The following is a 13,259-nucleotide window of genomic DNA, read 5'->3' as shown; positions in this document are numbered from 1 at the left end:
TCATGCGTGCGCCTGGCGGCTTGAGAGGGTGGCGAGCCGCGCTTTGGCAGCCGCGTTACGCCGGCTGCGGGTGTGGCTGCTGTTGCGCCAGGCGCCGCATGAATGCCTCGCACTGGGCGATCTGCGCAAGCTCGATGTATTCGTTGGGCTTGTGCGCCTGTTCGATATTGCCGGGGCCGCAGACCACCGTCGGGATGCCGGCGCGTGAGAACAGGCCGGCTTCGGTGCCGTAGTCGACCTTGCCCACCACGCCGCGGCTGTCGGCCAGCGCCTGGGCCAGTGCCACGAGCTCGTGCGTCGGCGCGATGGACAGGCCCGGCGTGTTGGCCTCCATGGCGAAGCGGATGTCGGCGTCCTGAGCGATCTCGCGCATCTGCGGCAGGAGCGTGTGCTGCGCGTACCGCTCGATCTCGCTGAAGAGCCAATCCGGATCCGTGCCCGGCAGATAGCGGAAGTCGAACGTGAATTCGCAATCGCGCGGCACGACATTGCTGGCGATGCCGCCATGGATCGTGCCGGTATTCAGCGTGGTGTGCGGTACGACGAAGTCGGTGTCGCGCGCTTCTTCTGCCGCAAGACGCGCGGCAAGGGTGCGGATATGCGCGATCAGCAGTGCGGCGAACTCGATGGCGTTCACACCCTGCGGCGTCAGTGCCGAATGCGCTTCCTTGCCGCGCACGCAGCAGCGGTACGCGCGCTTACCCTTGTGCGCGACGATGGCACGCATCGACGTGGGTTCGCCAACGATGCAACCCGCGGGCTGAATGCCGTTGGCCTCGAGGTCGCGCAACAGACTGCGTACACCCACGCAGCCGATCTCTTCGTCATACGACAGCGACAGGTGGAAGCTGGCGTCGCCCTCGGCCGCCATGAAGGCCGGCACATGTGCCAGTGCAACGGCAATGAAGCTCTTCATGTCGGCGGTGCCGCGTCCGTACATGCGGCCGTCGCGAATCTGCGCGTCGAACGGATCCGTGTCCCAGGCCTGGCCGTCGACCGGCACCACGTCGGTATGCCCCGACAGCACCAGCCCCGGCTTGCGCCCCGGCGACAGCGTGGCAAACAGGTTCGCCTTGCCGCCGGTGGCGTCATACGTGAGGCGGCACTCCGCACCCTGGGCACGCAGGCGGTCGCGCACCCATTCGATGAGGCCGAGATTCGAATGCCGGCTGACGGTGTCGAATGCAACGAGAGTACGGACCAACTGCAGGACTTCGTCGGACGGCGGTGCGGGGATGGCGTGTGCGGACATGGCGGACTGGGGTCATTCGTTCATCTGCGGCAAGCGGGATCGCGTCAGCAAGGGACGGACGGCATCGAAAGGCCTACGGTGCCGGGCTCGCAGGCCCCAGTGTAGGCCCTTCGGCCGGATCGCCGCACACCGCGCCTCTGTTGCCCGTGCGGAGCCGCGCGCGCAAAGCTTCCATGGCCCATGCGATCAGCCGATGGCCGGCCGGGATCTGTCCTTCGGCGTATCATCGATGTGATTGCGAACTTTCACTTAGAACACGCGCATCCCATGAAGCTGATTCCAGAAATCCAAGCTGCGCAGCCTGAAATCCAGGCGCTGCGACGCGACATCCACGCGCATCCCGAATTGTGCTTTGAAGAGCGACGCACCGCCGACCTCGTCGCCGCCAAGCTGACGGAATGGGGCATCGAGGTGCACCGCGGCCTTGGCAAGACGGGGCTCGTCGGGGTCATCCGCAACGGCGACGGCAAGAGCATCGGCTTGCGCGCCGACATGGACGCCCTGCCCCTGGCCGAGGCGAACCAGTTCGAACATCGCTCCAGGCATGAAGGGAAAATGCACGCGTGCGGACACGATGGCCACACGGCCATGCTCCTGGGCGCCGCCCGTTACCTGGCGAAACACCGCAACTTCAAAGGGACGGTGCACCTGATCTTTCAGCCCGCCGAAGAAGGTGGTGGCGGCGCACGCGAAATGATCAAGGACGGCCTGTTCGAACGCTTCCCCTGCGACGCAGTCTTCGGCATGCATAACTGGCCTGGCGTGCCCGTCGGAGCATTTGGCACGCGCGTCGGCGCACTGATGGCGTCGAGCAACGAATTCCGTATCACCATCAAGGGCAAAGGAGCGCATGCGGCGCTTCCGCACAATGGCAACGACCCGGTGTTTGTTGGCGCTCAGGTGGTATCCGGGCTGCAGGGCATCATCACGCGCAACAAGCGCCCCATCGACACCGCGGTTCTGTCGGTAACGCAATTCCATGCCGGCGACGCGACCAACATCATCCCGAACGAAGCATGGATTGGCGGCACGGTGCGCACGTTCTCGACCGACGTCCTCGACTTGATCGAGCGTCGGATGGAAGAGGTCTCCAAGGCGATCGCCGCCGCATACGATTGCACCGTGGACTTCGTCTTCCACCGCAACTATCCCCCCACGGTGAACACGGAGGCCGAAACGCAGTTCGCGGCAGAAGTCATGCGTGAGCTCGTCGGAGCAGACAATGTAGACGCCACAATCGACCCGACGTTGGGTGCGGAGGATTTTTCGTTCATGCTGCAGGAGAGGCCTGGGTGTTTTGCGTTCATCGGCAACGGTGACGGGGATCACCGAGAGCAGGGCCATGGGGTGGGTCCGTGCATGCTGCACAACCCGAGTTACGACTTTAACGACGAGCTGCTGCCGCTGGGTGCGACGTATTGTAAGCACCCGGTGAACCCGTCTTGCCAGCTAGGTGGCGCTGGGCGTCCAGCGATGCGGGAGCAGTTCGGCGATGTCGGCCGCCTTGTGGGTCGGCAGTCGCGTGAGGACGTCTTTCAGATAGGCGTAGGGATCGTGCCCGTTGAGCTTGGCCGATTGGATCAGGCTCATGACGGCAGCCGCGCGTTGACCGGCGCGCAGTGAGCCTGCAAACAACCAATTGGAGCGACCCAGGGCAACCGGCCGGATCTGTCGCTCGACGTGGTTGTTGTCGATGGGCACCGTCGGGTCGTCGAGGTAACGCACGAGAGCCGGCCACCGCTTGAGGCTGTAGTCAATGGCCCGCGCGATCGCCGAGCCGTCTGGGACGCGGCGTCGCTGTTCCTCGAGCCAGGCGTGCAGCCGCTCTAGAATCGGGCCAGCCCTTTGTTGCCGCGCTGCCAGGCGCTGGTCTGGCTCAGCATCCCGCACTTGCGCCTCGATCTCGTACAAGCTCACCATGTAGCGCAGTGCCTGGCCCGCCAATTCGCTCTTGTGCTTGTCGTGCAGTTCAAAGAACTTGCGCCGCGAATGGGCCATGCAACCGATCTCAGTGACGCCACCGTCGAAGCTGGCCTTGTAGCCGGCGAAGTCATCACATACCAGCTTGCCTTGCCACTGCCCCAGGAACGCGCGAGCGTGCTCGCCGCTGCGGCTGGGCGCAAACTGGTAAATCACCGCGCGCATCTTCTCGAACTCGCTCGGCGCATAGGCCCACAGGTAGGCGCGGTGCGTCTTGCCATTGCCGGGCGCGAGCATCTGCACTGGCGTTTCGTCGGCGTGCAGAACACCGTGGCTCAGAACCTCTTCTTGCAGGGCGTCCACCAGCGGTTGCAGACGCACGCCACAGATGCCCACCCACGCGCCCAGTGTCGATTGCGGGATGGCCAGACCGGCGCGCGCATAGATGCGCTCCTGCCGATACAGGGGAAGGTGGTCGCCGAACTTGGACACCAGCGTATGTGCCAGCAGTCCGGCCGTCGGGATGCCTTTGTCGATGACGTGGGGTGGCACCGGCGTCTGCACCAGCGTCTCACACTGATCGCACACCCATTTGCCGCGGATGTGACGCTCCACGGTGAACGTGCCCGGCGTGTAGTCCAGCTTCTCGCTGATGTCTTCGCCAATGCGCTTGAGCGCACACCCACAGGTGCAGGTCTCTGCGTCCGGCTCGTGGTGGATGTCGGTGCGCGGCAACTGCGGCGGCAATGCCTGGCGCTTGGGCTTGCTCTTGGCTTCAGATTTGGACGACGGCAGGAGCGCTTCCAGTTCGGTCTCAATCGCCTCGAGGTCTGCGTCAATGGCTTCGTCCAGCAGACTCGCCTGTTCAGATGTCAGTTGCTCGCTGCGCTTGCCGAACTTCCAGCGCTTGTGGATGGCCAGCTCGTGTGTGAGCTGGTCGATCTTGGCTTGCCGGTACCGCAACTCCCGGTCCTTCTCGCCGACCTGGGCCATCAACTGCGCAGCCAGTGTGCGCAGTTCGTCCGGGCTCAGGGCATCGAGGTTGGTGGGTAGGTTCATGCGGCGAGTCTGCCAGAACCCCAAGTCCTCTGGAAGGAAGCCAGTTTACGGCTTTGGGGGTATTACACGACCGTGATCGCGTGGTCGTGGGTGAGCGTCTGCCAAGGCAGCCCCGTCACCAGCGCACGCAATTGCTCGGGATTGAGCGCCGTGGCGATCGCCTGGTCGCCGTTCGTCCAGATGAAGCGCCCCTTGTTGAGGCGCCGCGCGGCCAGCCAGATGCCGAAGCCGTCGTAGACCAGCACCTTCATGCGCGTCGAACTCTTATTGGCAAACAGGTAGGCGTGGTGGGGGCGTGCCGCGCCGAACACCTTGACGACCCGCGCGAGGATCGTTTCGGTACCGGCGCGCATGTCCAGCGGCTCCACGGCCAACCAGATCGCGTCCACCCGAATCAACGCAACCACCCTTGCAGCCACTGGGCGCACTGCGCTGCGGCCGATCCCGGCCAGCGAAGACTGATCGTCGTCGCGCCACGGCGGACTTCGATCTGGATGTCCGGCACGGCAGTGGTCGGCTCGCCGATCCGCAACGGGATGAACTCGCCTTGCGGCACCCTCATCAACTCGCGGTCCTCAGGCGCGCCATTCTTTGCTTCCTGCTCGGCGACCCAGCGCCGCAGCAGATTCGCATTGAGGCGATGGTGCAGGGCTATCGCCGCGATCGAAACACCCGGCTGCATGCACTCCTGCACTGCCTTGGCCTTGAACTCGGCGCTATGCCGACGTCGGCGCCGTATTGGCGCGCTCTCTTCGATAGTGTCCACGTGTCCACCTAGAACTAGATGGACACGATGCTCCTTGCTACGCGGGTCCCCTTCAAGACGGGTTCACCGGGTGCTTACGTCTATACGGCACCGGCCACGGCCGCAATGGCCAGCACCGTGGACTTCAACCAAGACACGCTCGCTTGGCTGTCGCGTCAGCAGTTGCGTTCATTGACTTCATCGCTGAGACCTATCGGCACCGAGAGGCCGTACGCTCGGATCTTTGAGCTGATCACCAAGAACACCTCTCGGGTGCATGAGCCAGGCGCTATCCGTACCGCTCATTTTGCCCGGGACGCCAGCCACTCTCGGGCAACGCGAACGCGGACTTGATGGTTTTCAACTAGGTTTTCATACAACCGCGCCATGGCTGCGAACGACTTGAGCTGGAATTGGTCAGCCTGCGCCCGCGCGGTTGCAAGATTGATTTCCCAATGTTTGAAAGAGCCAGCCGCATCGTGTGCAAGCGTCTCTTCGCAGTATTCACGAATCTCGGCTCCGACTTGGCTCTTCTCCAAAAGCACCGTCAATGCATCCATGTCATAGCGCCAAGGGAATCGCGCAAGCTCTGTACGCCAATAGTCCAAGTAGCCAGATGAGCGCAAGGCCTCTAGGACAGCGTCGTCCATTTCCGGATTTTCAATCAAGTACTGGAAGGCGTCGTTGATAGATTGAATCTGTGGTGAGAGCGCCCTTACTTGACCCAGGAGATCATTCGTCACGCGAACCATGCCTTCCACGCCGTTGGGCTGCGTCGTAAGACTACGATACTCCTCGTCCGAAACACTAGCCGCCGGACTGGGAAGCAGGAACAGGAAAGGCGACTCTTTGAGTTGCTCCGGCGTACAGAAGTCGGGATTGCCGACAAGCGTAATACCCGCCGCGGCATAAGCGCGGGCGACGAGGCGTGAGCAGAACTGCTTGTCGCTGCCCCGGCCACGAGGATTTCTAAGGGTGCGTACGGCTTCAATGACGCTGTACCCTGTTCCAGTCACTGCCCGGGCGTATGCAATAGCCTTGCTCAATTGATCCGTGGTCAGAGGGCCCTTGAGACGCAGAGCGTGGATAGCGCACTTGTCGTCGTAGAACATCTTCTGAAGATTACGTGCATGCACCCCGTCGCCGGTCGAATCAATGACCGAGGTTGAGGAAACGTACAGCATCGCGTGCGAGATATCGCTTTTTGTCCCGGCCCGAATGGACCAGCTTTCAGCGGCAAGGCTGGTCGTTAAAAGAATGTCGCCCGGCTGGAGTTGCGTGTAATCAATCTTTTTCACGGGATCTCGCTCGGATTGAAATCTTGGTGTCTAGATTGTGCAGCCACTTGGCGGAAGGCTCCCGCATGCATAGCACTTCCACCGTCTCAGAACAAAGAACCCCTGGCCACTCGTCGAACACGTTCCTGATTACAAGCATCGGAATCAACGAGAGCGAGCTTTAGGCGCCCTCTGGCTCGTCAAAGAAACCCGATAGACCCAGGTACATGCGTAGAGCATTCGGTGTTTCAGCGTGTGCCCAGTAGACGTAGTTGGGCCAAATCTCTCCGACGCGGTATGCGTAATTGTTCTCGAACACGATGGCAATCTCCTCGTTCTGGTTTGCCATGTGTTGGTCGAGGTAGGCCCATGCTTGCTCTATGGAGTCATGCTCCTCGAATTCTCTGACATTGCTGCCCACTGCGATGCGCCACAAGTACGCCATGGTGGTCTCCGGGGATGGGAGGATGTCGCTCGATCTTTTTAGTGCGCAGGAGCGGTAACCTCAGTGCTCACTGGGGTGATAGCAAACGGAGAAACCGGGCGCAATGCCCATTCTGTAGGGGATGTTGTGACAGCGGAGGCGATTCAGACGGCGGATCGTAGAGATATGACCGGCCAGCCGATTTCAATTGCACAGCCGCGCTTTTGAAGGCAACTGGTCTATAGGGGGGAACACTGCAGCTCGTAGGCAGCATAGGAGAGGGGCGCCGTTTCCGGTGCCGGCACAGTCTACTTCGCAAATTTTTCTAGCCACCTTCGCTATTTTCCTAGTTGAAAGTGCGCTTTTTTCTAGATTTCTTCGCTATGCCAACAAAAGGACGGCCCTCTGACGTCTTCAGTGGAGAAGCGGCGCGGGCGGCAAGGGCTTGACGCCCGGCAGGTCACATTGGGAGACCGCCTTGGCCACCGCCTCGATGGCGGCGATGCGGGTGAAGCTCTTGCGCCAGGCCAGCACGACGCGGCGGTCGGGCACCGGCTCCTGGAACGGCACATACGTCAGCAGGTCATTGCTGGCCGGCTGCATGCTGGGCACCGAGGTGCGCGGCAGCACGGTGATGCCGACGCCGCTGGCCACCATGTGGCGAATCGTCTCCAGCGACGAGCCCTCGAACGTTTTCTGGATGCCGTCGGCGTTTTGCGAAAAGCGCGACAGCTCGGGGCACACGCCCAGCACGTGATCGCGGAAGCAATGTCCGTTGCCGAGCAGCAGCATCGTCTGCTGCTTGAGCGCTTCCGGGTCCACAGCTTCCACCTTGGCGAGTTCATGGCCGCGCGGTACCGCCACCACGAACGGTTCGTCGTACAGCGGCATGGTCATGAGGCCCGTCTCGGGAAACGGCTCGGCCATGATGGCGCAGTCGATTTCGCCCTGCTTGAGCAACTCCACCAGCCGCACCGTGAAGTTCTCCTGCAGCATCAGCGGCATTTGCGGCACGGTGTCGATCATCTGCTTGACCAGCGCCGGCAGCAGGTACGGCCCGATCGTATAGATCACACCGAGGCGCAGCGGCCCCGCAAGCGGGTCCATGCCCTGCTTGGCGATCTCGCGGATCGCCATGGTCTGCTCGAGCACGCGCTGCGCCTGCGTGACGATCTGCTCGCCGACGGGCGTGACGCTGACTTCCGACGCCCCGCGCTCGAAGATCTGCACGGCCAGTTCGTCTTCGAGCTTCTTGATGGCGACCGACAGCGTCGGCTGCGAGACGAAGCAGGCCTCGGCCGCGCGCCCGAAGTGGCGTTCGCGCGCAACGGCAACGATGTACTTGAGTTCGGTGAGCGTCATGGCAATCAATCGGCTTTTGGATGTCGATAGATTTTACCTTGTGACGGGGGATGTTGCTGGGTCCGCGCCGAATGCCTTTTACCGCACTCGCGGTCGATGGAGGCGCTGCCCCGTGCGACACGCCGGTCCGACTGCATCGCCGAAACGACAGGGGTGCAGCTTGCATCGCTGTTGCACGGATTCCTGCATGAGTGCGGCAAGGCGCGACAGCCGCCGGATCCGCGCCGACATGATGGACTGGGCGTGCGACGCCGCTACACGCGCAGGTAATGTTCGCGCTCGCCCAGCCAGCGCTTGAGGTGTGCATCCACCGCTTCCGGAAAGCGCGCGAGCATGGCCTGCGCCGCTTCCTGCGCAAATTCGACCAGCCAGGCATCGTGGTTCAGATCGGCAAAGCGCAGCATGGCCTCGCCCGATTGCCGTGCACCGAGGAATTCGCCCGGGCCGCGGATCTCCAGGTCGCGCCGGGCGATCTCGAAGCCGTCGGTGGTCTCGCGCATGGTCTGCAGGCGCTGCTTGGCCGTGGGCGACAGCGGCGCCTGGTACAGCAGCACGCACACGGATTCCGCCGTGCCGCGCCCCACGCGCCCGCGCAACTGGTGCAACTGGGCAAGGCCGAAACGCTCGGCGTGTTCGATCACCATCAGCGAGGCATTGGGCACGTCCACGCCGACTTCGATGACGGTGGTGGCCACGAGCACGTGCAGCTCGCCGCTGGCAAACGCGCTCATCACGGCCGCCTTGTCGGCAGACGGCAGGCGCCCGTGCACCAGGCCGACCTTCAACCCCTGGAGGCTTTGCGAAAGGGTCTCGAAGGTTTCCACCGCGGTCTGCAGCTGCAGCGCTTCGCTCTCTTCGATGAGCGGGCAGACCCAGTAGACCTGCCGCCCCTCGCGCGCGGCGGCGTAGATGCGCTCGATCACCTCGTCGCGGCGGGCGTCGTTCACCAGGCGCGTGACCACGGGCGTGCGGCCGGGCGGCAGTTCGTCGATGGCCGAGACGTCGAGATCCGCGTAATACGTCATCGCCAGCGTGCGCGGAATCGGCGTCGCCGACATCATGAGCTGGTGCGGCACCGGGGCGTTGGCGGCTGGCCCTTCGGTGCCGCTGGTCTTGCCGCTGGATTTGCCGCGCAAGGCGAGACGCTGCGTCACACCGAAGCGGTGCTGTTCGTCCACAACCGCCAGCCCCAGGCGTGCGAACGTGACGGTGTCCTGGATGAGCGCATGCGTGCCGATCACGAGTTGCGCCGTGCCTGCGGCCACCCGGGCGGCGGCTTCGTCCTTCTGTTTGCGCCTGAGGCTGCCGGCCAGCCAGACGATGTCCACGCCGAGCGGCTCCAGCCATGCAGTGAGCTTGCGGTAGTGCTGCTCGGCCAGCAGTTCGGTCGGCGCCATCAACGCGGCCTGCCAGCCCGCATCGATGGCCTGGCATGCAGCCAGCGCGGCGATGACGGTCTTGCCGCTCCCCACGTCGCCCTGCAGCAGCCGCTGCATCGGATACGGGTGCGCGAGGTCGGCGCCGATCTCTTCCCACACGCGCGCCTGGGCGCCCGTCAGGTTGAACGGCAGTGCCTGCATGAAGCGCGCGAGCAAGCCATTGCTGCCGGTGGCGCGCAGCACGGGCGCGGTGCGCATGCGACGCGCGGCCTGCGCCCGCTTGAGCGAGAGCTGCTGCGACAGCAGTTCGTCAAACTTGATGCGCAGCCACGCCGGATGCGTGCGTTCGACCAGGCTGTGCTCGTCCACGTCGGGCGTGGGCTGGTGCAGCAACCGCACCGCCTCGGCGGGCGGCATCAGTTTCAACGGCGCGAGCGGCCCGATGAGGAGGCTGTTCGGCAGCGTTTCGGGCAGCGGCGTACGCGTGAGCGTGTTCAGGATCGCCTTGCGCAGATACGCCTGCGGCACCCCGGCCACCGTCGAATACACCGGCGTCAGCCGGTCGGGCAGCGGCTCGTCCTCGGCCACGGCGCGCACGGTGGGGTGGACCATCTCCGCGCCGAAGAAGCCGCCGCGCACCTCGCCGCGCACGCGCAGCCGCACGCCTTCGGCCATCTGCTTGACCTGGCTGCCGTAGAAATTGAGAAAGCGCAGCACGAGTTCGCCGGAATCGTCGGCGATATGCACGACGAGCTGCCGGCGCGGCCGGAACGCCACTTCGTTGCGCGTGACCGTGCCTTCGACCTGCGCGGCCCAGCCGGTGTTGGCGCGCGCGATGGCCTCGGCGATGGTCAGAAGCGTGGTTTCGTCCTCATAGCGCATCGGCAGATGCAGGACGAGATCGACGTCGCGGTGCAGGCCCAGCTTGGCGAGCTTGTCCGCCGGGCGGGCGGCCTTGGGCGCCTTGTCGGCCGCCGCCCCGCGCTTTGGCTGGGGCGCCGGCGCGGTATCAGCGTCGGGCATCAGAGCGGCATCAGGGGCGGAGCGGGCGCGAGGCGGCACAGGACGTTTACAATGGCGAACTTTGCGGTGTCGCCCGATTGTACCGGCGCCCGCCACCCTCACCTGGTGCAATCCACGTCTGCGCCACTTCTCATGCTGACGCTGTCCGATTTCGATTTCGATCTGCCGCCCGAGCTGATCGCGCAAACCGCCCTGCCCGACCGCACCGCGAGCCGCCTGCTGGCCCTTCGCCGTGAGGCCGACGGCGTGCATTTTGACGATCGCCAGTTCTCCGACCTGGTCGACTACGTACGCCCCGGCGACCTGCTGGTCTTCAACGACACGCGCGTCATCAAGGCGCGCTTCTTCGGCCAGAAAGCCAGCGGCGGCAAGGTCGAAGTGCTGGTGGAGCGGCTGCTGGACGAGCACACCGTGCTCGCGCAGATCCGCTCGAGCAAGTCCCCCGTGGAAGGCACCACGCTGCGCCTGGCCGATGCCTTCGATGTGACGGTGGGCCCGCGCGCCGAGCCGTTCTTCACGCTGCGCTTTCCGCAGCCGGCGCTGGACCTGATCGAGCAGCACGGCCGCCTGCCGCTGCCGCCGTACATCGAGCACGACCCCGACAGCTTTGACGAAACGCGCTACCAGACTGTGTATGCGCGCAATCCCGGCGCCGTCGCGGCGCCCACGGCGGGCCTGCATTTCGACGATGCGCTGTTCGCCAGGCTCGATGCGATGGGCGTCAAGCGCGGCTTCCTCACTCTGCACGTGGGCGCGGGCACGTTCCAGCCGGTGCGTGTGGAGAACATCGCCGAGCACCGCATGCACAGCGAGTGGTACGCCATCTCGCCGGAACTGGCGGACACCATTCGCGCCACGCGGGCCGCGGGCGGGCGCGTGATCGCGGTCGGCACGACCTCCATGCGCGCACTGGAATCGGCGGCGCTGCCCGACGGGACGCTGCAGGCCGGCAGCGGCGACACCGATATCTTCATCACGCCGGGTTATCGCTTCCGGGTGGTCGATGCGCTGGTGACCAACTTCCACCTGCCCAAATCGACGCTGCTGATGCTGGTGTCGGCGTTTGCGGGCATGCAGGCCATCCGCGACGCTTACCGGCATGCCATTGCCCAGCGCTATCGCTTCTTCAGCTACGGCGACGCCATGCTGCTCACGCGCGCCCCATCCGAACCCGGCGACACCGGATCCCCCTGACCATGCTCAAGTACGAACTCCTCACCACCGATGGCCTCGCCCGGCGCGGCCGCATGACCCTGAACCACGGTGTGGTGGAAACGCCCATCTTCATGCCGGTGGGCACCTATGGCGCAGTCAAGGCGATGTCGCCGGCGGAGCTCGAGGACATCGGCGCGCAGATCATCCTGGGCAACACCTTCCACCTGTGGCTGCGTCCGGGCCTCGACGTGATGGATGCACACAAGGGCCTGCACGGCTTCAATGGCTGGGACAAGCCCATCCTGACCGATTCCGGCGGTTTCCAGGTGTTTTCGCTGGGCGATCTGCGCAAGATCACCGAAGAAGGCGTGACGTTCGCCTCGCCCATCAATGGCGACCGGCTGTTCCTGTCGCCGGAAATCTCCATGCAGATCCAGCGCCGGCTGAACTCCGACATCGTCATGCAGTTCGACGAATGCACGCCGTACAAGATCGGCGATCGTCCGGCCACCGAGGCGGAAGCCGCGGCCTCGATGCGCATGAGCCTGCGCTGGGCGCAGCGCTCGCGCAATGAATTCGAGCGCGAAGGCAATCCGAACGCGCTGTTCGGCATCGTGCAGGGCGGCATGTTCGAGCACCTGCGCGATGAATCGCTGGCCGGCCTGCAGGCGATCGACGCCGACGCCGGCGGCCAGGGCTTCGGCGGCTACGCCATCGGCGGTCTGTCCGTCGGCGAGCCCAAGGAAGACATGATGCGCGTGCTGCAGCACGTGGCGCCGCGTCTGCCGGCCAACAAGCCGCATTACCTGATGGGCGTGGGTACGCCGGAAGATCTGGTGGCGGGCGTCGCCGCGGGCGTCGACATGTTCGACTGCGTGATGCCGACCCGCAACGCGCGCAACGGCTGGCTCTTCACCCGCTTTGGCGACATCAAGATCAAGAACGCGGTACACCGCAACGATCCGCGCCCGCTGGACGAGACTTGCGGCTGCTACACCTGCAGCAATTTCTCGCGCGCCTACCTGCACCACCTGCAGCGCGTCGGCGAGATCCTGGGTGCCCGCCTGAACACCATCCACAATCTCTATTACTACCTGGAATTGATGGCCGAAATGCGCGCTGCCATTGAATCGCACGGCTTTGCTGCTTTCCAGGCGCGCTTCGCCGCAGACCGCGCGCGCGGAGCCCTGTAAGCCGCCGATCCGGGGCGCCGGGCGCGCCCATTTGCCGCAGCACCGCGATGGTAGAATGTCCGGTCCGATTTTTGACCGATTGACGAACCATTACGGAGTTTTGACGTGTTCCTCATTTCCGACGCTTACGCGCAAACCGCACCGGCGGCTGGTGGTGCAGCAGGTGGCCTGATGAGCTTCCTGCCCATCATCCTGATGTTCGTGGTGCTGTGGTTCATCATGATCCGCCCGCAAATGAAGCGCCAGAAAGAAACCAAGGCGATGCTCGAAGCCCTGGCCAAGGGCGACGAAGTCGTCACCGCCGGCGGCATCCTCGGCAAGGTGACGAAGGTGGCCGAGCAGTTCGTCACCGTCGAAATCGCTGCCAACACCGAAATCACCGTCCAGAAGAGCGCCGTGACGGCCGTGCTGCCCAAGGGCACGCTCAAGGCGCTGTAATCCGATCCGGCTTGACCGGCGCCGTGCCGCAT

Annotated in this window: 11 protein-coding genes and 2 pseudogenes; 5 read left to right on the top strand and 8 right to left on the bottom strand. The window is 64.3% G+C overall.

The genetic code is table 11. The annotated features are described in order from the left end of the window. Positions 1-55: 55 nt before the first annotated feature. Entirely contained in the window at positions 56-1,252 is a 1,197-nt protein-coding gene (argE, locus tag TK49_RS06050) for an acetylornithine deacetylase (protein ID WP_045785902.1), read from the bottom strand. Positions 1,253-1,519: 267 nt separating this feature from the next. Between argE and TK49_RS24030 the strand changes: the two are divergent. After that, positions 1,520-2,671 (top strand): annotated as a pseudogene (locus TK49_RS24030) (M20 aminoacylase family protein); the annotation flags it as partial. Positions 2,672-2,701: 30 nt separating this feature from the next. Here the strand turns inward: TK49_RS24030 and tnpC are convergent. The 3 genes from tnpC to tnpA all read right to left on the bottom strand — a co-directional run bounded on the left by tnpC (position 2,702) and on the right by tnpA (position 4,997). Then, positions 2,702-4,231, bottom strand: coding sequence for an IS66 family transposase (gene tnpC, locus TK49_RS06035; protein ID WP_009238807.1), 1,530 nt, complete (start codon positions 4,229-4,231; stop codon positions 2,702-2,704). A 62-nt stretch (positions 4,232-4,293) separates the two neighbouring features. After that, positions 4,294-4,638, bottom strand: coding sequence for an IS66 family insertion sequence element accessory protein TnpB (gene tnpB, locus TK49_RS06030; RefSeq protein WP_146049720.1), 345 nt, complete (start codon positions 4,636-4,638; stop codon positions 4,294-4,296). After that, positions 4,626-4,997 (bottom strand): IS66-like element accessory protein TnpA, encoded by a 372-nt coding sequence (gene tnpA / locus TK49_RS06025; protein WP_004633552.1) that lies wholly within the window; start codon positions 4,995-4,997, stop codon positions 4,626-4,628. The genes tnpB and tnpA overlap by 13 nt, the downstream gene beginning before the upstream one ends. 95 nt (positions 4,998-5,092) lie before the next feature. On the opposite strand from tnpA, the pseudogene TK49_RS25225 reads away from it, so the two are divergent. After that, positions 5,093-5,224 (top strand): annotated as a pseudogene (locus tag TK49_RS25225) (abortive infection family protein); the annotation flags it as partial. Positions 5,225-5,278: 54 nt separating this feature from the next. On the opposite strand, the gene TK49_RS06020 reads toward TK49_RS25225, so the two are convergent. The 4 genes from TK49_RS06020 to recG form a co-directional block, all read right to left on the bottom strand. Then, positions 5,279-6,274 (bottom strand): YiiX/YebB-like N1pC/P60 family cysteine hydrolase, encoded by a 996-nt coding sequence (locus tag TK49_RS06020; RefSeq protein ID WP_052698593.1) that lies wholly within the window; start codon positions 6,272-6,274, stop codon positions 5,279-5,281. Between the two features lie 160 nt (positions 6,275-6,434). Next, positions 6,435-6,698: a hypothetical protein gene (locus tag TK49_RS06015; RefSeq protein WP_045785899.1), complete on the bottom strand. Its 264-nt coding sequence runs from the start codon at positions 6,696-6,698 to the stop codon at positions 6,435-6,437. Positions 6,699-7,091: 393 nt separating this feature from the next. Further along, positions 7,092-8,039 (bottom strand): LysR substrate-binding domain-containing protein, encoded by a 948-nt coding sequence (locus TK49_RS06010; protein ID WP_045785898.1) that lies wholly within the window; start codon positions 8,037-8,039, stop codon positions 7,092-7,094. Positions 8,040-8,293: 254 nt separating this feature from the next. Next, on the bottom strand, positions 8,294-10,441 hold the full coding sequence (recG, locus tag TK49_RS06005; RefSeq protein ID WP_045785897.1) for an ATP-dependent DNA helicase RecG: 2,148 nt from the start codon (positions 10,439-10,441) through the stop codon (positions 8,294-8,296). 132 nt (positions 10,442-10,573) lie between these two features. On the opposite strand from recG, the gene queA reads away from it, so the two are divergent. The 3 genes from queA to yajC all read left to right on the top strand — a co-directional run bounded on the left by queA (position 10,574) and on the right by yajC (position 13,227). Continuing rightward, positions 10,574-11,635: a tRNA preQ1(34) S-adenosylmethionine ribosyltransferase-isomerase QueA gene (gene queA, locus TK49_RS06000; RefSeq protein ID WP_045787769.1), complete on the top strand. Its 1,062-nt coding sequence runs from the start codon at positions 10,574-10,576 to the stop codon at positions 11,633-11,635. A gap of 2 nt (positions 11,636-11,637) precedes the next feature. After that, positions 11,638-12,789, top strand: coding sequence for a tRNA guanosine(34) transglycosylase Tgt (gene tgt, locus TK49_RS05995; RefSeq protein WP_045785896.1), 1,152 nt, complete (start codon positions 11,638-11,640; stop codon positions 12,787-12,789). Positions 12,790-12,894: 105 nt separating this feature from the next. Then, entirely contained in the window at positions 12,895-13,227 is a 333-nt protein-coding gene (yajC, locus tag TK49_RS05990; protein ID WP_045785895.1) for a preprotein translocase subunit YajC, read from the top strand. Positions 13,228-13,259: the final 32 nt, after the last annotated feature.

Source organism: Ralstonia mannitolilytica (assembly GCF_000954135.1).
In the GTDB taxonomy this organism is placed as follows: Bacteria; Pseudomonadota; Gammaproteobacteria; order Burkholderiales; family Burkholderiaceae; genus Ralstonia; species Ralstonia mannitolilytica.
This window is presented reverse-complemented; position numbering and strand designations above follow the sequence as displayed.